General features: G+C 64.1%; 20 protein-coding genes. 7 read left to right on the top strand and 13 right to left on the bottom strand.

The annotated features are described in order from the left end of the window. Positions 1 to 13: 13 nt before the first annotated feature. The 9 genes from ccoP to KRZ98_RS03330 form a co-directional block, all read right to left on the bottom strand. Positions 14 to 949, bottom strand: coding sequence for a cytochrome-c oxidase, cbb3-type subunit III (ccoP, locus tag KRZ98_RS03370; RefSeq protein ID WP_217672221.1), 936 nt, complete (start codon positions 947 to 949; stop codon positions 14 to 16). Next, the gene (locus KRZ98_RS03365; RefSeq protein WP_017182345.1) at positions 942 to 1,115 is read right to left on the bottom strand and encodes a cbb3-type cytochrome c oxidase subunit 3; all 174 of its coding nucleotides are present in this window, start codon (positions 1,113 to 1,115) and stop codon (positions 942 to 944) included. Before KRZ98_RS03365 ends, ccoP begins: the two co-directional genes overlap by 8 nt. Continuing rightward, complete coding sequence (gene ccoO / locus KRZ98_RS03360) at positions 1,112 to 1,858, bottom strand: cytochrome-c oxidase, cbb3-type subunit II (RefSeq protein ID WP_217672220.1); 747 nt, start codon at positions 1,856 to 1,858, stop codon at positions 1,112 to 1,114. The genes KRZ98_RS03365 and ccoO overlap by 4 nt, the downstream gene beginning before the upstream one ends. A gap of 13 nt (positions 1,859 to 1,871) precedes the next feature. Beyond that, positions 1,872 to 3,524 carry a cytochrome-c oxidase, cbb3-type subunit I gene (gene ccoN / locus KRZ98_RS03355; protein WP_217672421.1) on the bottom strand — a complete coding sequence of 551 codons (1,653 nt, stop codon included), beginning with the start codon at positions 3,522 to 3,524 and terminating at the stop codon, positions 1,872 to 1,874. Between the two features lie 129 nt (positions 3,525 to 3,653). Beyond that, complete coding sequence (locus KRZ98_RS03350) at positions 3,654 to 4,406, bottom strand: Crp/Fnr family transcriptional regulator (RefSeq protein WP_217672219.1); 753 nt, start codon at positions 4,404 to 4,406, stop codon at positions 3,654 to 3,656. Positions 4,407 to 4,464: 58 nt separating this feature from the next. Continuing rightward, positions 4,465 to 5,073 (bottom strand): response regulator FixJ, encoded by a 609-nt coding sequence (gene fixJ, locus KRZ98_RS03345; RefSeq protein ID WP_217672218.1) that lies wholly within the window; start codon positions 5,071 to 5,073, stop codon positions 4,465 to 4,467. A 4-nt stretch (positions 5,074 to 5,077) separates the two neighbouring features. Continuing rightward, positions 5,078 to 6,214: a sensor histidine kinase gene (locus KRZ98_RS03340; protein ID WP_217672217.1), complete on the bottom strand. Its 1,137-nt coding sequence runs from the start codon at positions 6,212 to 6,214 to the stop codon at positions 5,078 to 5,080. Positions 6,215 to 6,234: 20 nt separating this feature from the next. Next, a complete protein-coding gene (locus KRZ98_RS03335) occupies positions 6,235 to 7,050 on the bottom strand; it encodes a universal stress protein (RefSeq protein ID WP_217672216.1) in 816 nt (271 codons plus the stop codon). A gap of 118 nt (positions 7,051 to 7,168) precedes the next feature. Beyond that, positions 7,169 to 8,533, bottom strand: coding sequence for a methyl-accepting chemotaxis protein (locus tag KRZ98_RS03330; protein ID WP_254798041.1), 1,365 nt, complete (start codon positions 8,531 to 8,533; stop codon positions 7,169 to 7,171). Between the two features lie 143 nt (positions 8,534 to 8,676). Here KRZ98_RS03330 and KRZ98_RS03325 point away from each other — a divergent pair, with 143 nt between their 5' ends. Then, positions 8,677 to 9,852 (top strand): VWA domain-containing protein, encoded by a 1,176-nt coding sequence (locus tag KRZ98_RS03325; protein ID WP_217672214.1) that lies wholly within the window; start codon positions 8,677 to 8,679, stop codon positions 9,850 to 9,852. Then, positions 9,852 to 10,835: a 2OG-Fe(II) oxygenase gene (locus KRZ98_RS03320; protein WP_217672213.1), complete on the top strand. Its 984-nt coding sequence runs from the start codon at positions 9,852 to 9,854 to the stop codon at positions 10,833 to 10,835. Before KRZ98_RS03325 ends, KRZ98_RS03320 begins: the two co-directional genes overlap by 1 nt. 106 nt (positions 10,836 to 10,941) lie before the next feature. Here the strand turns inward: KRZ98_RS03320 and KRZ98_RS03315 are convergent, their stop codons facing one another. Further along, complete coding sequence (locus KRZ98_RS03315; RefSeq protein ID WP_217672212.1) at positions 10,942 to 12,027, bottom strand: anhydro-N-acetylmuramic acid kinase; 1,086 nt, start codon at positions 12,025 to 12,027, stop codon at positions 10,942 to 10,944. Between the two features lie 54 nt (positions 12,028 to 12,081). On the opposite strand from KRZ98_RS03315, the gene tyrS reads away from it, so the two are divergent. Both tyrS and KRZ98_RS03305 read left to right on the top strand, forming a co-directional pair. Continuing rightward, the gene (gene tyrS, locus KRZ98_RS03310; RefSeq protein ID WP_217672211.1) at positions 12,082 to 13,299 is read left to right on the top strand and encodes a tyrosine--tRNA ligase; all 1,218 of its coding nucleotides are present in this window, start codon (positions 12,082 to 12,084) and stop codon (positions 13,297 to 13,299) included. Between the two features lie 76 nt (positions 13,300 to 13,375). Then, a complete protein-coding gene (locus KRZ98_RS03305) occupies positions 13,376 to 13,729 on the top strand; it encodes a PilZ domain-containing protein (protein ID WP_217672210.1) in 354 nt (117 codons plus the stop codon). Here the strand turns inward: KRZ98_RS03305 and KRZ98_RS03300 are convergent. Continuing rightward, complete coding sequence (locus KRZ98_RS03300; RefSeq protein WP_217672209.1) at positions 13,701 to 14,774, bottom strand: mechanosensitive ion channel family protein; 1,074 nt, start codon at positions 14,772 to 14,774, stop codon at positions 13,701 to 13,703. The genes KRZ98_RS03305 and KRZ98_RS03300 overlap by 29 nt on opposite strands. A 50-nt stretch (positions 14,775 to 14,824) precedes the next feature. After that, positions 14,825 to 16,888, bottom strand: coding sequence for an ATP-dependent DNA helicase RecG (recG, locus tag KRZ98_RS03295; protein WP_217672208.1), 2,064 nt, complete (start codon positions 16,886 to 16,888; stop codon positions 14,825 to 14,827). Positions 16,889 to 16,975: 87 nt separating this feature from the next. Here recG and KRZ98_RS03290 point away from each other — a divergent pair, with 87 nt between their 5' ends. The 3 genes from KRZ98_RS03290 (at position 16,976) to KRZ98_RS03280 (ending at position 21,280) form a co-directional block, all read left to right on the top strand. Further along, positions 16,976 to 17,242: a succinate dehydrogenase assembly factor 2 gene (locus tag KRZ98_RS03290; protein ID WP_017182360.1), complete on the top strand. Its 267-nt coding sequence runs from the start codon at positions 16,976 to 16,978 to the stop codon at positions 17,240 to 17,242. A gap of 114 nt (positions 17,243 to 17,356) precedes the next feature. Further along, positions 17,357 to 20,821 (top strand): transcription-repair coupling factor, encoded by a 3,465-nt coding sequence (mfd, locus tag KRZ98_RS03285; protein WP_217672420.1) that lies wholly within the window; start codon positions 17,357 to 17,359, stop codon positions 20,819 to 20,821. A 63-nt stretch (positions 20,822 to 20,884) separates the two neighbouring features. After that, positions 20,885 to 21,280: an MAPEG family protein gene (locus tag KRZ98_RS03280; RefSeq protein WP_217672207.1), complete on the top strand. Its 396-nt coding sequence runs from the start codon at positions 20,885 to 20,887 to the stop codon at positions 21,278 to 21,280. A 117-nt stretch (positions 21,281 to 21,397) separates the two neighbouring features. Here the strand turns inward: KRZ98_RS03280 and KRZ98_RS03275 are convergent, their stop codons facing one another. Continuing rightward, complete coding sequence (locus KRZ98_RS03275; protein ID WP_217672206.1) at positions 21,398 to 23,413, bottom strand: bifunctional diguanylate cyclase/phosphodiesterase; 2,016 nt, start codon at positions 23,411 to 23,413, stop codon at positions 21,398 to 21,400. Positions 23,414 to 23,445 lie beyond the last annotated feature (32 nt).

The raw sequence follows: 23,445 nt of genomic DNA, 5'->3' as shown, positions 1-23,445 counted from the left end.
AACCGGAGAGGGGTTAAGGACGCGCATCGCTCGCCTCGCCCGCAACATTGTCCACCGCCATCACGGGCGCAGCCTCGCCCCCGCCCAGACTGTGAACATAGGCCGCCAGCATCCGCACCGTCGCTGCGTCCAGCCTGTCGCCCCAGCGCGGCATCACGCCTTGGCGGCTGTTCCAGACGGTCTGGTGGAGGGAGTCCCCATCGCCACCATAGAGCCAGATGCCATCGGTCAGATTGGGCGCACCCAACTGGCGATTGCCCTTGCCCGCCGGGCCATGGCAGACCGCGCAATTGTCCGCGAAAAGCTGCGCGCCGCGTTGTGAAGCGGCGTCGCCCTTTTGCTGGCCGCTGATCGTGCGGACATGGGCAACCACATCATTGACCTGCGCGGCCTGCAACAGCTGGTCGCGGCCAAAGGCCGGCATGATCGACAGACGGGTTTCGGCATGATCGGGATTGCGGATGCCATCGACGATCGTCTTTTCGATGGTGGCCAGATCGCCGCCCCACAGCCAGTCGTCGTCGTTCAGGTTGGGATAGCCCTTCGATCCCGCAGCACCCGACCCATGACACTGCACGCAATGAACCTTGAACGCGGCGCGACCACCATCGACCGCGGCCTGCATCAAGGCGGGTTTGGCCGGAAGCTGATCGATAGGGGTCGCCGCGATCGCCCGGTGGATCGGTGCCACCTTCGCCGCCTGCGTCGCCATCGCCTTGGCCAGATCGCCCCGGCTCGACCAGCCAAGCGCACCCTTGGTATAGCCCTCGATCAGCGGCCAGGCCGGATAGGCAATGACATAGCCCAGCGAAAACAGGATGCAGGCGTAGAAGGTCCACAGCCACCAGCGCGGCAACGGTGTATCCAGTTCCTCGATCCCGTCCCATTCATGCCCCATGGTAGGGGTGCCGGTCGGTTGGTCGATCTTGCTCTTGGTCGGGTCAGCCATGGTCGCCCCCCTTGGTGTCGCTGTCGGTGAAGATCATCGTGGCAGCATCGCCGCTGCGGCGGCGCGCGCCGGGACGGAAATGCCAGCCGATAAGGATCAGGTAGGAGAGGCCCATGAAAACCAGGCCCCAGCTGTCGGCGAAATGGCGCATCGCGTCATAGCTCATCGCACCGTCTCCTGCGCGGCGGCGGCCTTGGTATCGACCAGCGTGCCGATCATCTGGAGATAGGCGACCAGCGCATCCATTTCGGTCAACTTGTTCGGGTCGCCGTCAAAATCGCGCACCTGCGCCTTGGGATAGCGTTTCACCAGCGCGCTGCTGTCGGCAGTTGGATCGGCCTGCGCCTTCAAATCCTCATTGGCGGCAGCGATCGCGGCCTTGTCATATGGGACGCCGACACGCGACAGGGCGGTCAGGTCGCCGCTCATGTCGCCTGCCTTCAATTCCCGCTCCGCGAGGAAAGGATAGGTCGGCATGATCGATTCCGGCACGACCGCGCGGGGATCGACCAGATGCTGGACATGCCATTCATCCGAATAGCGCCCGCCCACACGGGCCAGGTCCGGCCCGGTGCGCTTGGACCCCCATTGGAAGGGATGATCATATATGCTTTCGGCGGCCAGGCTGTAATGGCCATAGCGCTCCACCTCATCGCGGAACGGGCGGATCATCTGGCTATGGCAGTTGTAGCAGCCTTCGCGGATGTAGATGTTGCGCCCGGCCAGTTCGAGGGGGGTGTAGGGACGCATCCCCTCCACCTTCTCGATCGTGCTATCGATCCAGAAGAGCGGCGCGATCTCCACGATGCCGCCAATGGCGACGACGATCAGCGACGCGATCCCCAGCAGGGAGACATTGCGTTCCAGTCTGCCATGATCGAAGAATTTGCGTTTTGTCTTGGTTTCCATGTCGGTTTCTCCGTCACGCGGCGTGCGGCTGGAGGGGACGATCCGCAGCAGGATCGAAGGCGGCGTCGCGCATCGGCTTTTCGTCCCGCTGGCGTCCGGCGATGGTCAGGCCGATATTGACCGCCATGATGATCGCGCCAGCCAGATAGAGCAGGCCGCCCGCCGCGCGGATGACATACATGGGGAACATGGCCTTCACGACTTCGGAGAAGGCATAGACAAGGTAGCCGTCGCTGCCATATTCGCGCCACATCAGCCCCTGCATGATGCCCGCCGTCCACATCGCCGCGGCGTAGAGAACGATGCCCACGGTCGCGAGCCAGAAGTGCCAGTTGATCATGCGCAGCGAATAAAGGCGTTCCCGGCCCCACAGACGCGGCGTCATATAATAGAGACAGGCAAAGGTGATCATGCCGTTCCAGCCCAAAGCGCCGCTATGGACATGGCCGATCGTCCAGTCGGTATAGTGGGACAGGCTGTTGACCGCCTTGATCGACATCATCGGGCCTTCAAAGGTCGACATGCCGTAGAAAGCGAGCGCCATCACCATCATGCGGATGATCGGATCGGTGCGGATCTTGTCCCATGCGCCGTTCAGCGTCATCAGGCCGTTGATCATCCCGCCCCAGCTCGGCATCCACAGCATGATCGAAAATACCATGCCCAGCGTCTGCGCCCAGTCAGGCAGCGCGGTGTAATGCAGATGGTGCGGACCCGCCCAGATGTAGAGGAAGATCAGCGACCAGAAGTGGATGATCGACAGGCGATAGCTATAGACCGGTCGCTCGGCCTGCTTGGGGACGAAATAATACATCATCGCCAGGAAACCGGCGGTCAGGAAGAAGCCGACCGCGTTATGGCCGTACCACCATTGGGTCAGCGCATCCTGCACCCCCGCAAAGGCGCTGTAGCTTTTGGACCCCAGCAGGCTGACCGGCATCGACAGATTATTGACGATGTGCAGCATGGCCACGGTGATGATGAAGGCGAGGTAAAACCAGTTGGCCACATAGATATGCGGTTCGGACCGCTTCAGGATCGTGCCGCCGAACACCAGCAGGTAACAGACCCACACGACCGTCAGCCACAGGTCGACATACCATTCCGGCTCGGCATATTCCTTGCCCTCGGTAATGCCCAGCAGATAGCCGGTGGCCGCCAGCACGATGAACATCTGGTATCCCCAGAACACGAACCGGGCCATCGTCGGGAAGGCGAGCCGCGCGCGGCAGGTGCGCTGCACGACATAGAAGCTGGTCGCGATCAGCGCATTGCCGCCAAAGGCAAAGATCACCGCCGACGTATGCAGCGGCCGCAACCGCCCGAAGCTGGTATATTCGATCCCCAGGTTCAGCCCCGGAAAGGCCAGCTGGAGCGCGATGTAGAGCCCGGCGAGAAATCCGGCCAATCCCCAGAAAACGGTAGCGATCACGCCCAAGCGGATCATGTCGTCATCATAGCGCCCCGGATCGGGCATTTTGAGCGCGCCCCGCGCGATCGCGCCATAATCGGCGCGATTGAGGGTGAGCGCCGCGAGCAGCAATCCCGTCGCTGCGACGATCGTCATATGGACGGCAAAGCCGGTGTCCGCCGCCATGACGGCAGCAGCAGCTGCAAGCAGGGCCAGCGCGAACCATCCGCCCGCCTTGATGACCAATTGTTCCATGCTTATCCCCCAGGAGATATGTTCGTCGAAATCGCCTGCACGGGCGGACATCGACTGTCCTTGTCCTCTGTCAAAAGGGGGGATCGGGGTCTGTAGGGGAATGTCCCTAGCCGGGCCGAAACAGGCGGATCAGGCCGCTTCGGCGCAGCAGGCCAACTGATCGCGATCCAGAATATCAACCGTGCGCCGATTGGGCAGCGCGATGATCCCGGCGCGCTTCATGTCGGTCATCTGGCGGCTCACCGTCTCGATCGTCAGGCCCAGCACATCAGCGACCTGCTGACGCGACAGGGGCAGGGCGAAGCTGTCGAGCGGCCCTGCGCCCTCCCCTGCCAGCCGGCGCGACATATCGAGCAGGAAGGTCGCAATCTTTTCCCGCGCATTTTTGCGGCCCAGCAGCAGCATCCAGGCCCGTGCCCGATCGAGATCGTCCAGCGTGCGTTGCAGCAGGCGATGACCCAATTCGGGATGGGTCCGGGCAAAGCCATCGAAAGCGCCCCGCGTGAACAGGCAAAGCCGGGCGTCGGTCAGCGCGGTGACGCTGTGCGGCGTGCTGCGGCCAAAGGGGCGGCCGATGAAATCGGATGGATAGACCACGCCGACAATCTGTTCGCGTCCGTCGCCGGTGGAGGCCGACAATTTGAGCGTGCCTTCGATGACATTGGCGACGATGGTGGCGTCGTCACCCTCCCACATCACTGTCTGTCCGGCCTGAACCATGACCCGCCGACCAAGGCGATTGAGCGCTGTGCGCTCGTCATCCTCCAGCGTGCCGCAAATGGCGCGCGCGCGCACGTCGCATTGCTGGCAGTAACTCGCATCCTGGCAAGGAACCGGGGCGGCGGCGGGCGCGGTTTGCGCCAGATCAAAATGCATCATCATGATCGCTGCCTGACGCAGCGACAGGCATGGGCCTATCCGTAATGTCCCTGATGGGGCGTCATTCCAGCCCGGCCTGAAACGCGATGCGCAGCGCTTCGGACAGGCTGCGCACGTCCAGTTTCTGCATCAGGTTGGCGCGGTGAATTTCCACCGTGCGCGGCGAAATGCCCAGGTCATAGGCGATCGACTTGTTGGGCAGCCCTTCGACCAGCCCCGCCAGCACCTCACGCTCACGATCGGTCAGGATATTGAGGCGCGCCTGCGCATCCTCGCGCCGTGCGCCGGCATCGCGGTGGGCGGCGACCTGCGCATTGGCGGCGGCGATGGCGTCCAGCAGCGCCGCTTTCTCGAACGGCTTTTCGATAAAATCGGTCGCGCCCGCCTTCATCGCGGCGACCGCCATGCCGACATCGCCATGACCGGTCATGATGACGACGGGCAACAGGATGCCCCGCGCGCGCAGTTCGCGCTGCACCTCCAGCCCGTCCATATCCGGCATCCGCACGTCCAGCAGCACGCAGCCCTGCTCCAGCCCGGCGGCATCCTTCAGGAAGGGGATGCCGCCCGAAAAACTCTGCACCGCAAAGCCGCTGGTCTTGAGCATGAAGCTGAGCGATCGGCGGATCGCCTCATCATCATCGACGACATAGATGAGGGGTTGGGTCATGGCGTCAATCCGCAGGATCAAGGGTGAAGTGAAAGGCGACACCGCCCCAGCGCGACCGGGTCGCCCAGATGCGACCGCCATGCCCTTCGACGATGGTGCGGCTGATCGACAGGCCAACTCCCATTCCCGTGGGCTTGGTCGTGCTGAACGGGGTGAAGAGCGATCGTTCCGCGGCGGGATCAAGGCCGGGACCGCTGTCGGCGATGATGATTTCCACCCGGCCTTCCTCATCCGGCGCAGCGGAGAGATGAAGGACGCGCATGGGCCGTCCCTCCATCGCTTCCACCGCATTGCGGACCAGGTTGATAATCACCTGCTGCACCTGCACCCTGTTGGCCATGATCCGCCCGACGCGCGGATCGACCGCAATGTCCATGTCGATGCCCCGGCTGTCGATGCCGATAAAGGCCAGCGCCACCCCTTCCGACAACAAAGTGGAGACTGTTTCGGGCTGGCGATCGGCCTCCCCCCGGCGGATGAATTCGCGCAGCGACCGGATGATCTCCCCCGCGCGCAGCGCCTGGGTCGCGGCCTCGTCCATCGCTTCGCCCAGCAACGCACGGTCGATCGCGCCGTCCTGCGCCAGCAGGTCGCGCCCCGCCTCCATATAGTTGGCGATCGCGGTCAAGGGCTGGTTGAGTTCATGCGCCAGCGCGGCGGCCAGCGTCCCCATGGCGGTCACGCGCGACGCATGGCTCAGTTCCGCCTGCAAATCCTGTACCCGCCGCTCGGTCCGCTGCCGCTCGGTCAGGTCGCGGATGAAGCCCGTAAACAACGGCTCCCCCTGATCATGCACCTCACCCACCGCCAGTTCGATCGGAAAGGTTGACCCGTCCCGCCGCCGGGCCGTGGTCAGGCGACCAATGCCGATGATCTTCTTTTCCCCAGTGTCGCGATAATGGGCCAGATAGCCGTCATGACGCTCCCGATCGGGTGATGGCATCAGCATCGCCACATTCTCGCCCAGCACATCGGCTTCGCTATAATGGAACATCCGCTGCGCCGCCGGGCTGAACGATATGATGCGCCCGCGCGCGTCGATGACGATCAAGGCGTCAGGCACCGTCGCCAGGATCGATCCAAGCAATGCCTGTTCCAGGCTGTGCGCATCATCGCGCGGATCGACATCGTTGATCGCCATCGCCCATCACTGACCGGAAATCAGTGCGCCAGCAAGAGCGGAACGCGCGCTTCGCCCAGCAGATAACGGGTGACGCCGCCAAAGATGGTTTCGCGCAGGCGGCTATGGCCAAAGGCACCCATGGCAATCCAGTCCGCGCGCAGTTCGTCCGCTGCGGCGGCCAGCGCCTCCTCGACCGTGCGGCCCTTGCGCGGCCATTCGTGGATTTCCGACGCAATACCATGGCGGGAGAGATATTCGCTGGCGTCGATCGGGGGGAAATCGCGCTTGGACTTTTCCTCGACCGTGACGACATGCACCTCGCTGGCCAGCGCCAGCAGCGGCCGGGCGGCACACAGCGCGACGGCGGCCTCATGCGATCCGTCCCACGCCACCATCGCCCGCCCCTGACAGGCAAAGCGCTGGCACCCCTGCGGCACCGCCAGGATCGGTGCGCGGCTGCTGACCGCAAGGTCGGGGACGATCGGCAGCGGATCGCCAATCGCCCGGCGGCCCTGCGCCGGCAGGGTCACGACGATCGCATCGGCCAGTCGCGACGCGGACAGCAGGCATTGCACGACATCGCCGTCACTGTGCCGCCAGTCCCATGTCACGCCCTCGCGCTGCATCCGCGCTTCGACCTTTTCCTTTTCTTGCGCCTCGGCGACGCGAATATTGTCGATGTCGCTGGGCAGCACATAGCTGCCGCCATACATATCCGCCGAAACATAATCGATCACCGGGGTGACCTGAAGACAGCGGATATGCGCGCCGGTCGCGCGGGCAATGTCCAGTGCGACCTCCATCCTGCTCGCCTGGGCGCTATCCTCATGAATGTGCAGCAGGATGGTTTTCATGGGGTGAACTCCGGGCATAAGGGCATCAGGCGATTGCATCCCTGAATATGCCGGACCTGCCGCACCCTCCATCCGCAAATATCCCTATGCGCGCCCGGCCTTGCCCTGATCCAGTCCGTCAGATCAGATAGCCGACCTCATACAGCCCCCAGCGCCGCCCGCCAAAGACCAGCGGCACGAACACGCTGCGCAGCGCGCGATAGCGGCCCTCGCCCAGATCCTGGCGATAGGTGAACAGGAAAAAATCCCCCTCCCCGTCCAGCGCTCGGCGGGTCTGGCTGTCCATGAACATCTGGCGATTGCGCGCATGTTCCATGTTCCAGCGCGGGTCGCCCGGCCGCTGGGGCTGGCTGCGCGTGCTGATATGGGTGGGCAGATAGCCGTTCATGTCGATCAGGCAGCAGCCCACGATCGCGCTGTCCTCGCTGGTACGCCGGTCCAGCGTCGGGCGCAGCAGCGCGTCGGCAAAGGCGGTGAAACGGGTCTGATATTGCGTAGGGTTGGAACCCTCGATCGCGCGATAGTCCGTGTCGAACAGATCGGCCAGGCTCAGCTGATTGTCGGCAATCCCCTGCTGGATAAGCGCCATGACTTCATCCGCGCCCTCTTCCGCCAGTGCGATATAGCGGCTGTTGCGGGTGCGCTGCGGGCCGTGCGCGGCGGTGTCGAGCATGGCATTGGCCATCCCCTCCAGCCCTTCCAGCTGCCCGCGCGCCACCTCCACGCGCGTCGCGCTTTCACTCGCCGACTGGCTGAACAGCGCCAGCCCCTGCCGCAGCGCCGCGACATCGCCATCCGCTTCATCGGTGCAGGTCACGATCGCGTCGGACCGCTCGGCAAATTGCGTTACCAGCGACGCGATCTCCGCCATGCTCATCCGCAGCCGGTCGATATGCGTGCCAACGTCGCGCCCCCGCACGATATTGGCCTCCACCCCGCCGATCAGCCGCCGCGCATCGCGATCCAGCTGGCCGAGCTTGTCGCCGACAGACGCCGCCGATTCGCCCGCCTGGCCCGCCAGCCGCCGGATTTCGTCCGCCACCACGGCAAAGCCCTGCGTCGCCGCCCCGCCACGCGCCGCCTCGATCGCGGCATTGATGCCCAGCAGCCGCGTCTGCCGCGCGATCGCACCCAGCTCGTCGGAAATGTCGCCCACCGCTTCGATCACCGACAGGAACTGGCGCAAATGTCCCTCCAGTCCCGTGACATGCTCCACCAGCCCCGCCACTTCGCCCAGCGACAGGGTGATGACCTCATGCCCGTCGGCGATGATCCGCCCGGCCCGGCGCGCGGTCAGGCTCAATTCCTGCGCGGCGGCGACGCTTTCATTCTGGCTGGTGGCCAGCGTATTCATATTCGCCTGCAAATCGGACAGGCGCGCCGAATCCTGCTGGATGCGCCGGTTCAGCTCGCTCAGAAAGCCCGCCGTTTCGCTGCATTGCAGCGCGATGTCACCTGACCGTTCACCAAGGTCAGCCAGCAAGTCCCTGTTTTCCAAGCGTGCGCCCCAAATTTCTGGAAGAACGAATAGTGACGCATTAACCATGCACTGCAACACTTAATATTCCGACAAGCCATCAATCCGGCCGCTTGCATCGCGCGCCGCGCTGCCCGACAAGGGCAGCCATGCTGCTCAATTTTCTCGATGCGCTCCGGGCCGCTGGCATCCCCGCCAGCATCAAGGAGCATCTGCTGCTGCTGGAAGCGCTGGACCGCGACGTCATCGAACGGCGGCCGGAGGATTTCTATTATCTAGCCCGCGCCACCTATGTGAAGGATGAAGGCCTGCTCGACCGCTTCGATCAGGTGTTCGGACAGGTGTTCAAGGGCGTTCTGGGCAGTTCAGGCGTAGAGGCGGAGATACCGGAGGAATGGCTGCGGCTGGTCGCCGAAAAATATCTCAGCCCCGAAGAGATGGAGAAGATCAAGTCGCTGGGCGACTGGGACGAAATTATGGAGACGCTCAAGAAGCGGCTGGAGGAGCAGCAGGGGCGGCATCAGGGCGGCAATAAATGGATCGGCACCGGCGGCACATCCCCTTTCGGCCATGGCGGCTATAATCCCGAAGGCGTCCGCATCGGTGGAACGAGCAAACATAAGCGCGCGATCAAGGTGTGGGAGAAGCGCGACTTCGCCAATCTCGACAACACGAAGGAACTGGGCACCCGCAATATCAAGGTCGCGCTGCGCCGCCTGCGCCGTTTCGCGCGCGAAGGATCGGCGGAAGAACTGGACCTGGACGAAACCATCCGTGGCACCGCGCGGCAGGGCTGGCTGGACATCCGAATGCGCCCGGAACGGCATAATGCGGTCAAGCTGCTGCTGTTTCTGGATGTTGGCGGATCGATGGACCCGTTCGTCAAGCTGTGCGAGGAACTCTTCTCCGCTGCCACCAGCGAATTCAAGAATATGGAATTTTTCTACTTCCATAACTGCCTCTATGATGGCGTGTGGAAGGATAATCGCCGCCGCTTTGCCGAACGTACCCCGACCTGGGACATCCTCCACAAATATGGCCATGATTACAAAGTGATCTTCGTCGGCGACGCGGCGATGAGCCCCTATGAGATCAGCCATCCGGGCGGGTCGGTCGAACATATGAACGAGGAAGCGGGCGGGGTGTGGCTGCAGCGGGTCGCCCATACCTATCCCGCAACCGTGTGGCTCAACCCGACGCCGGAAGCGCATTGGGGCTATAGCCAGTCGACCCGCCTGATCCGCGAGGCTATGAATGACCGCATGTATCCGCTGACGATCGAGGGCATCGACGCGGCCATGCGGGAGCTGACCCGCAAGCGCTGATGGCAGGTGTGGCGGCAGAGGCGCTGGCGCTGCTCCAGCGCGGTGACAGCGCGTCGGCGCGTGGGCTGGTTGATGCCGGTTGCGCACGGGGCGATGGCGACGCGCTGGCGCTGCGGGCGCTCTGGCGCGTCGAGGGGCGGCTGGTGCCGCGCGATCTGCCCGCCGCCCGCGCTGATCTGGCCGCTGCCAACACCATCGGCGCAGCACGGATTCTCGCCGGCTTTCTCGCATCCGGCGTCGGCGGCGCGCGCGACTGGGCCGGGGCGCTGGCGATGCTCGACGACTGGGCGGACCGCGATCCGATTGCCGCGCAACAGCGCGCCCTGATCGCGGCGATGGCGATCGACGCCACAGGTGATCCGCTTGACCTGCCTGCGCCTCAGCCATTGTCCGACAACCCAATGATTGTCGCGTTGCCCGGCCTGCTCACCGCGCCGGAATGTGAACTGCTCGCCACACTGTCCGACCGGCGGCTGCGCCCCGCCTTGATCTTTCACGAAGGGCAAAAGCGCTTCGTCGCCGATCCGGTCCGCGATTCCGATGCGGCGGGGTTTCCCATCGTGTCCGAATGGCCCGCCATCCACGCCATCAACCGCCGCCTCGCCGCCGTCAGCGGCACGGCGGTCGAACAGGGCGAAACCCTGCAAGTGTTGCGCTACCGCCCCGGCCAGCAATATCGCCCCCATCTGGATGCCGTACCGGGCCTCACCAACCAGCGCAGCCTGACCCTGCTGGTCTATCTCAACGATGATTATCAGGGCGGCGAAACCCATTTCACCCGCCTTCCCCTTACCCATCGCGGCCGCAAGGGTGACGGCCTGCTCTTTGCCAACACCCTACCCGACGGCCGCCCCGATCCGATGAGCGAACATGCCGGGCTACCGGTGCAATCGGGCATCAAGCTGATCGCCAGCCGCTGGATCAGGCAGCGACCGCCCGAAGGCCCAGATGGCTTTGGCCAGCATGAGGCGGCCTCCGCCTGACCCCCGCTGTCCTACAGCAAAGCCGGCTGCTATGATGCGCCACGCCGTTTGCGATAGGATCACAACCACGCAATAAAATGTCGCATTTACCAGGAAATATGCGAAGTTAAGCCCGAAACAGCACCCCGCCGGTCATTGGCTCCGGCGTGCCCGTCGTCCCCGGAAAGCTGATCGGCAGCCCCTCCAGATGGCGCACCGCCATATAGGCAAAGCCCTGCGCCTCCAGCGCGTCGCCATCCCAGCCCAGCGCATCGACTGGTCGGACATCGACCCCACACCGCTCGGCCAGCATCGCCATCAGCGTTTCATTATGCCGTCCGCCACCCGCGACATGCAGGCATAAAGGTCGCTCGGCCAGATGGGCAATCCCCCGTGCTACCGCCGCCGCTGAAAAGGCAGTCAGCGTCGCCGCGCCATCTTCAAGGCTCAGCCCCTGCACCGCCTGAATCGTGAACGCTTCCCGGTCGATGCTCTTGGGCGGTGGCACTGCGAACCAGGGATCAGCCAGCATTGCCGCCAGCCGCGCCTCATCCACCCGCCCTAGCGCCGCACAAGCCCCACCCGCATCATAGGCCGCATCCCCATGCGCCTGCATCCAATTGTCGATCAGGCCGCTCGCCATGCCGGTATCGAAAGCTGTCAGAGCCCCGTCCGATCCGATCGCGGTGATATTGGCGACCCCGCCCAGATTGAGGACCGCCACCGGCTTTTCCAGCCCGGCGGCCAGCGCGCGATGATAGACCGGCAATAGCGGCGCACCCTGCCCGCCCGCCGCGACATCCGCGCTGCGCAGGTCGCCGACCACCGCTATACCGAACGCCCCGGCCAGCGCCGCGCCATCGCCAATCTGCCAGGTCCAGCGCCGGTCGGGCCGGTGCGCTACGGTATGGCCATGAAAGCCGATGATGCCGATTTCCTCCGCCACATGCCCGCTGCGCCCCAGCAGGTCGGCCACTGCCTCGATATGCAATTCAGTGAGTTCCACCTCGACGGATGCGATCAGCGGCTCGAACCCCGGCGCGTCCATCGCCATCGCGCGGCCGCATGCTTCGGCCAGCCGCACCCGGAAGCCGTCATGATAGGCCTGCGCATGAAAAGCGACCGGCTTGACCAGCCCCTCGCCATCCGTCTCGATCAGCGCCGCATCAATCCCGTCGCGCGATGTTCCCGACATCAGGCCGATTGCCAGCATTTACGACTCTCCGCCTCTTTTACAGCCGCCCTCCCAATGCTACAGGCGCGCGCCATGAGCAACTATCAGTCCGACCTCCTGCGCCTGCTCGACACGCGCGGCTATATCCATGACGTCACCAATGCGGCGGGTCTCGACGCGCTGGCGCAGAAGGAGATCGTGCCCGGCTATATCGGTTTCGATCCGACCGCGCCCTCGCTCCATGTCGGCAGCCTGGTGCAGATCATGATGCTGCGCCGGATGCAGCAGGCGGGGCACAAGCCGATCGTCCTGATGGGCGGCGGCACCGGCAAGATCGGCGACCCCAGCTTCAAGGACGAAGCCCGCAAGCTGCTGACCGATGATCTGATCACGTCCAACGTCGCCAGCATCAAGCGGGTGTTCGAAAAGTTCCTGACCTTTGGCGATGGCCCGACCGATGCGATCATGGTCGACAATGCCGACTGGCTCGACAAACTGGAATATATCCCGTTCCTGCGCGACATCGGCCAGCATTTCTCGGTCAACCGGATGCTGAGCTTCGACAGCGTCAAGATGCGGCTGGAGCGCGAACAGTCGCTCAGCTTCCTCGAATTCAATTACATGATCCTGCAAGCCTATGACTTTCTGGAACTGTCGCGCCGGTCGGCCTGCCGGTTGCAGATGGGCGGATCGGACCAGTGGGGCAATATCGTCAACGGCATCGAACTGTCGCGCCGGGTCGATGGGACGCAGGTCTATGGCCTCACCAGCCCGCTGATCACCACGGCGGACGGCGGCAAGATGGGCAAGACCATGAATGGCGCGGTTTGGTTGAACGCCGACGCGCTGCCGCCCTATGATTATTGGCAATTCTGGCGCAACACGCAGGATGCCGATGTCGGTCGCTTCATGCGGCTGTTCACCGACCTGCCGCTGGACGAGATCGCCCGGTTGGAAGCCCTAGAGGGAGCGGAGATCAACGAGGCCAAGAAGATACTGGCCGATGCCGCCACCGCCATGGCGCATGGCGCGGAAGCGGCGGCTGCGTCTGCTGAAACAGCGCGCAAGACGTTCGAGGAGGGCGCGTCCGACGCCAACCTGCCAACGGTCAGCATCGGTGCGGACGGGCTGACAGTGGTGCAGGCCAATGTCGCGCTCGGCTTTGCCACGTCGAACAAGGAAGCGCGGCGAAAATTGTCGGAAAATGCGATCCGCGTGAACGGCAATGTGGTGAATGATCCCGCCCTGACGCTGAAACCGGGCGACAAGGTGAGTTTCGGCGCGAAAAAGCATGGGATCGTGGTCGCCTGACGCGGAAAGAATGTTAGGGGGAAATTAAGGTTTTCCCCTAGCAAAGCGTCCATCTTCACCGCCCTAGGCTGCGGCCATGTCGTCGCTGTTCGCCAACCTCAATCATGTCATGCGCTCCCGCGATCCGGCGGTGGATCAGCGCCGGGCCACCCGTGATCTGGTCGATATGGTCAGCCATGTCACCGCGCGCGGCCGAACTCATGGCGTACGGATCATCAACATCTCAGCGCTCGGTGCGATGTGCCGCACCGAAGGCGAATTGCTGATGGGCGAGCGGCTGACCATCTGGCTGCCGATCCTGAAGGACCATCCCGCCGAAGTGCGCTGGGTCGAGGACGGGCGGCTGGGCATCGAATTTCTGAAACCCATCGCCCCGCGCACCTATGACGCGCTGATGGCGCTCATCCCGCCGCGACGGACGGCTTGGTAAAGATAGCGTCCGGTTCGATCCGCTGACGGGTTCGAACCAGTGCTTCGGGCATGTCTGTCCGCAGGAAGGAGAGCATCGCTTCCCGCACCTCGCAGCGCAGGTCGAATGCAACACCTGCATTGCGTGCGCTAAGCAATCCACGCAGTTCCAGCGCATCAGCGCGATGATCGGTGACCTGCAAGATCGCGACGCGCTTGTCCCACCGGGCGTTGGCACCGGTCAATTCGATGAACTTGGCCCGAATACGCTCCACATCGGCGGTCGGGTCCACATAAAGAAAAATGGTGCCCAGCAGGTCGGACGTTTTGGTCGTCCAGTTCTGGAACGGCTTTTCCAGAAAATAGGACACTGGCACCACCATTCGCCGGTCATCCCAGATGTGGACGATCACATAGGTCAGTGTAATATCCTCGATCCGACCCCATTCACCCTCCACGATCACCACATCGTCCAGCCGTATCGGTTCGGAAAATGCCATCTGAATGCCCGCGATCAGATTTTTGAGCGCCGGCTGAGCCGCCGCGCCGACGGCCAGGCCAACCAGTCCCGCAGATGCCATCAAAGTCACACCGACAGTCCGTACGCCGGGGATGGCGATCAGCATCATGGCGATGACAAGCACTGCGACGATGCTCTGAGCGATGCGATAGAGGATACGAACGCGCGTATGACGGCGCCTGGCTTTCAGATTATCCTCCACGCTCATGTCGGCCCTTTGCTCGATCATGCTGCGCAGAGCGCGCAAGATACGCAGGATGAGCCAGCCGGCCAGCAGCGCAAAAAACATCTTGGATCCGATGGACCATAGCTGTTCGATGCGCGGCCCCATTCTGATGGAACTCAGTCCGCCAGCCAAAGCCATCAGGACGACAAGCCATCTGGTAGGCTGGAATATTTGAGGCAATAGCAGCGGGGTCATGCGAGCAGCGACGATCCGCAAGGCAACGGCATAGATCGCCCAGTGCAGAAGGAAAGCCACGCCAACTACAACGCCAATGGACAGCCCCGCCATGGGCGTGATGTGAGTCATGCTGATGTCGTTCATGACGAACGAACGTGAAGCATCCTCATTTGTTTCGCAAATGCAGCATTTTCTTATCCGCCCCGCAGCAACCCGACCGCCGCATCCCGCTCGAACAGATAGAGGCAGGTCCGCGCTGCCTGTCCGCGCGGGCTGTCGAGGCCGCCGTCGCGGTCGATCAGCAGATGGGCGTCATCGCGCGCCGCGTCCAGCAAGGATGCCAGATGCTCAGGCGTCGCGAGCTTCAACTGCTGCTCGCCCGACTGCCGCGTCCCCAGCACTTCGCCCGCGCCGCGCAGTTTCAGATCCTCCTCGGCAATGCGGAAGCCATCGTTCGTCTCGCGCATCAGCGCCAGCCGCGCCCGCGACGTTTCGCCCAGTGCGTTGCCGCGCAGCAACAGGCATACCGATGGCTTGTCACCGCGCCCCACCCGCCCGCGCAACTGGTGCAACTGCGCCAGCCCGAACCGGTCCGCCCCCTCGATGATGATCAGGCTGGAGTTTGGCACATCGACACCAACTTCAATCACCGTGGTAGCGACCAATATCTGGGTCCGGTTGGCGGCAAAGGCCTCCATGGCGGCATCCTTGTCCGGCCCCTTCATCCGGCCATGGACCAGCCCGACCCGATCGCCAAAGCGCAACTTCAATGATTCCGCGCGTGCCTCCGCAGCGGCCTGATCGCTCGTCTCGCTCTCCTCGACCAGCGGACAGACCCAATAGGCTTGTCCGCCGCCCTCGACATGGCGGGCCAGCGCATCGACCACTTCGTCCAATCGCGTGGCGGCCATCACCACGGTCTGGATCGGCTGGCGACCGGGCGGCATCTCGTCCAGCTTGGACACCTCCATCTCGCCATAATATGTCAGCGTCAGTGTCCGGGGTATCGGCGTTGCCGTCATCACCAGCAAATGCGGCGCACGCTCCGCCTTGTTCGCCAGCATCATCCGCTGGGCGACGCCAAAGCGATGCTGCTCGTCAATTACGGCAAGCCCCAGATGCTTGTACTGCACCGCCTCCTGAAAGATCGCATGGGTGCCGACGAGGATGTCGATGCTGCCATCGGCAAGCCCCATCAGCGTGGCTTCGCGCACCTTGCCCTTGTCGCGCCCGGTCAGGATGGCGATCTCGACGGGCAGGCCCGACGCCATCTTGCGCAGCGTCTCATAATGTTGCCGCGCCAATATCTCTGTCGGGGCCAGCATCGCGCCCTGCATCCCGGCCTCGACCGCGTTGAGCAACGCCATCAATGCCACCAGAGTCTTGCCCGACCCGACATCGCCCTGAAGCAGACGCAGCATCGGTGTGGCCTGCGCCATGTCGCCCTCAATTTCGCCGAACGCGCGGCGCTGCGCCCCGGTCGGCGCAAAGGGCAGCTTGAGCATGGCACGCAAGCGCCCATCGCCAGCGATCGGCACGCCTCGCCGCCGCCGCGACGATTGCCGCACCAGCATCAGCGCCAGTTGCCCGGCGAAAATCTCGTCATAGGCCAGCCGCTCGCGGGCCATCGCGTCAGACGGATCGGCATGGATGCGCGCAAGCGCCTCCCGCCAGCCGGGCCAGTCCTTGCGGGCCAGCAGGCTCGGTTCGATCCATTCGGGCAGGTCCGGCGCACGGGCCAGCGCCTGCCCCACCAGATCGCGCATCCGGTTGTTGGTCAGCCCTTCGGACAGGCCATAGACCGGTTCGCGCGCGGGGATGGTTGCGGCCTCGTCGGGCGGCAGCACATGGTCGGGGTGGACGATCTGGAGATTTTCGCCATAGGCCTCCAGCTTGCCCGACACGAATTTGGGCTCACCCAGCGGCAACAGCTTGCGCGGCCAGGCGCTGTTCCGGCCAAAATAGGTCAGCGACACATAATTGCCATGCCTGTCCGTCGCATGGACGCGGAACGGCGCGCGGGCGCTACCACTTGCACGATAATCCACCGGGGTTAGGACGATGCCGATCACCCGGCCTGCGTCGGCCATGTCCAGCTCATCTGTCAGGACGCGATCGACCCAGCTGACCGGCAGATGGAACGCCACATCGACCGCACGCGCCAGCCCCAGCCGCTCCAGCGGCCGGGCCAGCGCCGGTCCAATGCCCTTAAGGACAGAGATTTCGGCAAAGAGCGGATTGAGAATATCGGGTCGCATGTCTATCTGGCCAGCATCTACCCCAGCCGGGACGATGGCACAAACATCCGATCGGCTTTTTCGGCGTATCCGCAAAAGGAACAAATTGTGAACGATGATCCCCAGATGCGCCGCCTGAAATTCCGCGCCTGGCACCGTGGCACGCGCGAATCCGATTACGCGGTCGGCGGCTTTTTCGAGCGCTATCACAAGGAGTGGAATGCCGAGGAAATCGCCTGGTTCGAGCGGTTCATGGATGAACAGGATGCCGACATCATCGGCTGGGCGCTGGGCACCATCCCCGTGCCGGACGAATGGAAAGGGCCGATGATGGACAAATTCCTGAAACTCGATTTCGTGAAGATCGAAAACTGACCAGGTTCCCCCTCCCGCAGGCGGGAGGGGGTCAGGGGGTGGGCGTGCGCCACCTCTGTTCCGCTGGCCCACCCCTAGCCCCTCCCGCAAGCGGGAGGGGAACGAGTAGTGAATATGACCGATCTCCAGAAAATCCTCCGCGCCAAGGCGCCGCTGACCCTGTCGGGCGTCCCGGCCGGGTTCCAGCCCTGGCTGCTGGCCGACATCGCCCGCGCCGCGCCCAGTCGCGCCGTGTTCGTCGCTTCAGACGAGCAACTGATGCGCGCGGTGGCGGAGACGGCGCATTATTTCGCGCCGGAGATCGAGATTATCGAAATCCCCGCCTGGGACTGCCTGCCCTATGACCGGGCCAGCCCGTCGCTGCGCACCGCGTCGGCGCGGCTTGCGGGACTATACGCCTTGCAGGCCAAACCCAACGGCCCGCAACTGGTCCTGACCACGCTCAACGCCCTGACCCAGCGTACGCTGACCCCGTTCCGCGTTCGGCAACTGGTGGCAAAACTCGCGCCCAAGGAGCGGATCGCGATCACGCGGCTGGCCGAAATGCTCCAGGCCAATGGCTATGTCCGCACCGATACCGTCCATGACCGTGGCGAGTTTGCGATTCGCGGCGGCATTGTCGATCTGTTTCCGGGCGGCGAGGACCAGCCGCTCCGCCTCGATTTCTTCGGGGACGAGATAGAGACGGTCCGCCGTTTCGATCCCGGCGACCAGCGCACCACCGGCAGCGTCGATGGCTTCACCCTGCTCCCCGCCTCCGAAGCATTGCTGGACGAGGACACGATCAAGCGCTTCCGCGGCCGCTATCGCGAGATGTTCGGCGCGACCGCGACCGGCGATCCGCTCTATCAGGCGGTCAGCGACGGGCGGCGCCTGTCGGGCATGGAACATTGGCTGCCACTGTTCGAGGAAAAGCTGGTCCCCCTGTCAGACCATCTGGGCGAGGACGCCGTCATCATCCGCGATCATGGCGTCGTCGGCGCAGCCGATTCCCGGTTCGAGGCGATCCGCGATTATCACGCCAACCGGGTGCAGGCGAAATCGTCGGACCCCGGCGCCTATCGCCCGCTGAAACCCGATCTCCTCTATCTCGACGCCGCCGAATGGGACGCGATCGTTGCGCGTTGGCCGATGCATGTCGCCACCCCCTTTCACGAACCGGACAGCGCCACCGTGCTGGACTTTGCGGTCGATGGCCCGCGCGATTTTGCGCCCGAACGCGCCCAAAATGCCAATGTCTATGAAGCGGTCGGCAAACATATCGGCACGCTGCAACGGACCAAGAAAAAGGTCGTGATCGCCAGCTATTCCGCTGGCGCGCGCGAACGATTGTCGGGCCTGCTGGCCGATCATGGCGTCAAGCGGATGGCGGCGGCGGACAGCTGGCAGGTGGCGCTGGGGCTGGCCGCCAATGGCAGCGTGGTGCTGACCGTCCTGCCGCTCGACCATGGTTTCACCGCGCCCGACGTCGCGGTGCTGACCGAACAGGATATGCTGGGCGACCGGCTGGTCCGCCGGGCCAAGCGCAAGAAGAGCGCCGACGCTTTCCTCGCTGAGCTGGCGACGCTCTCGCCCGGCGATCTGGTCGTCCATATGGACCATGGCATTGGCCGCTATGAAGGGCTGACCCAAATCCCGGTCAGCAAGACGGCGCATGACTGCGTAGCGCTCAGCTATGCGGGCGGCGACAAATTGTTCGTGCCGGTCGAAAATCTCGAAGTCCTCTCCCGCTACGGCTCCGACAGCGATGGCGTGAGCCTCGACAAATTGAGCGGCGAAGCGTGGCAGCGGCGCAAGGCCAGGATGAAGGAGCGCATCCGCGAGATTGCGGGTGAATTGCTCAAGACCGCCGCCGAACGCGCGCTGCGCGCTGCCACTATCGCCGAACCCGACAGTGCGGGCTATCCCGCCTTTGTCGATCGCTTCCCCTATCAGGAGACAGAGGATCAGGAGCGCGCCATCCTCGACGTGATCGAGGATCTGGGCGCGGGCAAGCCGATGGACCGGCTCGTCTGCGGCGATGTGGGCTTTGGCAAGACCGAGGTGGCGCTGCGTGCCGCCTTTGTTGCAGCAATGGCGGGAATGCAGGTCGTGCTGATCTGCCCCACCACCCTGCTCGCGCGTCAGCATCATATGCAGTTTGAGGAGCGGTTTCGCGGCTTCCCGGTCAATATCGGTCGCCTCTCCCGCCTGGTTCCCGACAAGGAGGCTAAGGCCGTCAAGGCCGGGCTGGCCGATGGCACCATCGACATCGTCGTCGGCACCCATGCGCTGCTGGCAAAGGGCATCGAGTTCAAGCGCCTCGGCCTCGTCATCGTGGACGAGGAACAGCGTTTCGGCGTGACCCACAAGGAGCGGCTGAAATCGCTCAAGACCGACGTGCATGTCCTGACACTGACGGCGACACCGATCCCGCGCACGCTGCAAATGGCGATGTCGGGTTTGCGCGAACTGTCGGTGATCCAGACCCCGCCGGTCGATCGTCTGGCGGTGCGCAGCTACATCATGCCCTGGGATGGCGTGGTGATCCGCGAGGCGCTGCTGCGCGAACATTATCGCGGCGGACAGAGCTTCTTCGTCGTCCCGCGCATCGCCGACCTGACCGAGATTGAAGAGTATCTCCGCACCGAAGTCCCCGAAATCAAGGCGATCGTCGCCCATGGCCAGATGAGCGCCACGCAGGTCGAAGAACGCATGTCGGCCTTTTACGACAAGCGCTACGATGTGCTGCTGTCCACCACCATCGTCGAAAGTGGGCTGGACATTCCCAGCGCCAACACGCTGATCATCCACCGCGCCGACCGTTTCGGCCTCGCCCAACTCTATCAGCTGCGCGGTCGCGTCGGCCGGTCCAAGACGCGCGCCTATGCCTATATGACGACACCCGCCAACCGCATCATCACCGAAACGGCGGAAAAGCGCCTGAAGGTGCTGTCCGATCTCGACACGCTGGGCGCAGGCTTTCAGCTTGCCAGCCACGATCTCGACATTCGCGGTGCGGGTAATCTGGTCGGTGACGAACAGTCGGGCCATATCCGCGAAGTCGGGTTCGAGCTTTACCAGTCGATGCTGGAGGAGGCGATCCTCGATGCCAAGGCGGGCGGCGCTGGCCTTGAACCGCGCAGCGACAGCTTCTCGCCCCAGATCAGCGTCGATGCGCCGATCATGATCCCCGACGATTATGTCCCCGATCTCGACCTGCGCATGGGTCTCTATCGCCGCCTGAACGAGGTGGAGGACAGGCAGGGTCTGGAATCCTTCGCCGCCGAACTGATCGACCGTTTCGGCAAGCTGCCTGCGCCCACGCAAAACCTGCTCAAGATCATCGAGATCAAGCAGAATTGCGTGAAGGCCAATATCGCCAAGATCGACGTCGGGCAAAAGGGCGCGCTGGTCAGCTTCTTCGAGGATCGCTTTCCCAATCCGGCGGGACTGGTCGCCTATATCCAGCGGCTCGACAGCGTGGCGCGGCTGCGCCCCGACAGCAAGGTTGTCGTCAACCGCAACTGGGCCGACTCCGCCGCCCGCCTCAACGGCGCGCTCCAATTGTCGAAAGGGCTGGCCAAGGCAGCGGGGTGATGCCTTGTCGTCCGCCGGGCGATGGCTTAGGCTGAGCCATCAACGGGGTCGGAGACGAAGATCATGGCTGTCGAACTGTTCGTGCTGGCCTGGAGCATGGTGCTGCTCCTGATCCACATCTTCGCCGCCGCCCATGTCAAGACGAAGCAATATGGCACCAATTGGAACATGGGGGCGCGCGATGAAACATTGCCGCCGCTCAACCCGGTGGCCGGTCGTCTGGCCCGCGCCCAGGCGAATTTTCAGGAAACCCTGCCCATCGCCATCGTCGCGCTGATCGGCGTCGTGGTGGCTGGCCGATCGAGCGACATGACGATGCTCGGCGCCCATATCTGGCTGGGCGCTCGCATCCTCTATCTGCCGGTCTATGCCCTGGGCATCCCCAAAATCCGCACGCTGATCTTCCTCGTCAGCCTGGTCGGACTGGGCATGGTCTTGTGGCCGTTGCTGAGTCTCTAAGAAGGAAGCACTTAAGCCCCGTTCGTTTCGAGCGACGTCGAGAAACGGTAGCGCGCTGTTTCTCGACGTCGCTCGAAACGAACGGATCAAGGTGAAATCAGCGCGCTTCAGCGCGCTTCAGCCCGCCAGCACCAGCGCTACCAGATCAGCGGACGACACGCCCGCCGATCGCAGGAAACCCTGATAATAATCGCATCCCTCACGCGCCAGCAAATCAAGCTGCTGCTGCGTCTCCACCCCTTCCGCCACGACCTTCAGACCCAGCGACTTGGCCATGTGGATGACCCCGCGCACGACGATGCGGTCGCGCGCAGTCCCGGCAATATCCTGCGCCAGCCCGCTGTCGATCTTGAGATAATCGAGCGGCAGGCTCTTGAGATAGGCGAGGCTGGAATAGCCCGTACCGAAATCATCAATCGCGACCGCCAGCCCCTCCGACCGGAGCGCAGTCAGCAGCGCAGCGGCGGCATCGACATCCTCGATCAGCCCGCTTTCGGTGATCTCCACCGTCAGGCGCGATCGGGGAAATCCGCTGCTGTCCACGATCGCCAGCAGCTCGCTCATGAAACCGGGCTGGGCGATGTCCGCCGCCGTCACATTGATCGACAGCCGCAGCGCAGACAGCGCGCGCGGCCATGCCGCTGCCTGCCGCAACGCCTCCACCTGGATATGCGCCGACAACGGCAGCATATAGTCGGACCGTTCGGCGGTAGCGAACAATATACCCGCGCCCAGCGGGCCATATTGCGGATGGTTCCAGCGCGCCAGCGCCTCCACCCCGCTGATGACCTGCGAATCCACCGGATATTGCGGCTGGAACACGATGCCGATCTCGCCCCGGTCGAGTGCGAGACGCAGGTCGGTTTCCAGCTGGTCGGGATCGACCTGACGGCTGTGGCGATCGGTCGACAGGATGCGAATACCCTCCCCGCCCGCCTGCCGCGCATCGGCCAGCGCAGTGCCGGCACGACGCAGCAAATGGGTCGCGTCATCTTCAGGCCGCGCCTGGGCTATGCCGCAACGGGCAATCAGGCGGATGAGATGATCGCCCGCGCTGAACGGACGACCGATCGCCGCGATCAACTGCCTCGCCAGGAAGGTCGCGCGGTCGCTGCCCGCCACTTCGCCGGTCAGGCCGACCAGAAATTCGGTGCCGGTAATCCGCGCGACCATAGCGCCGGGCGCGACATCGTCCACCATCCGCTCGATCCGTCGGGCGATGCGCCCCAGCAGCGCGTCGCCGACGACCTGACCATAGGCCGCGTTCATCCGCTCAAACTGGCTGATCGACAGCAATATGGCGGTGGTCGCCAGCCCGGTGCGCCGGTCGAGCCAGTCCAACGCCGCCTGCCGCGATCGCAGCCCGGTCAGATAGTCGCGGCTCGCCAGATCACGCTCCTGCGCGTCGGACAGCCATTCGACATCGGCCGCGACCACGCCATCCTCGATCCGCAGATGATGGACCAGCCGGTTGCCGGGCCGGTCGGGCAGGTCATGCGCGAGCGCGGCGGGACGCCCCGCCCGCATCATCGCCCTTAGCGCCGTCAGCACCGCGCGCCGTTCCGCCCGTGGCAGGCGGCGGATCAGCGCCGCAGGATGAACCCGCGCCATCGGCAGATCGAGATGACGGGCGAGACTTTCGCTCAGCCGCAGCAGCGAATCGCTGCGCCCCAATTCCCAGTATAGCGCGTCGCCGCGTCGAATCCGCTGGGCGCGCTGGCTATGCGATGCGCCGCCGCCCAATCGTTCCACCAGCCGCTGCGCGGACGCCAGCGCCGCGCGCAGCGACGCATCGCTATAAGGGGCGGTCAGAAAATGAGTCGCCCCGGCATCCAGCAGGTCGGGGATCATCGCTTCGTCCGCCTGATCGACCAGCACGATCAGCGCGCCGCCGCCTGCCTCCATCGCTGGGACCAGCGGGGCCAGCAGCTTCGCTTCCCCGCCACCGGCGCGCATATCGACCAGCGCAACCTGCGCCTCGCTGCGCAGATAGCGCTGCGGCGCCTCCCGCGCGCGTCGCGCACCAATCGCGCGCCAGCCAGCCGCTTGCGCGGCATGGCACAGCCCGTCCCGGTCGCCGGGCGACAGGATGAAGAGGCTGCGCTGTCCGTCTGCGGCCTGATCCGCGATCACTTATATGGTCCCCTGGGCGTGCGCATCCTGCC

Source organism: Sphingobium sp. AS12, assembly GCF_019097845.1.
Lineage (GTDB): Bacteria > Pseudomonadota > Alphaproteobacteria > Sphingomonadales > Sphingomonadaceae > Sphingobium.
The sequence above is the reverse complement of the archived record's forward strand: the minus strand, read 5'-3'. Positions and strand labels throughout refer to the sequence as shown.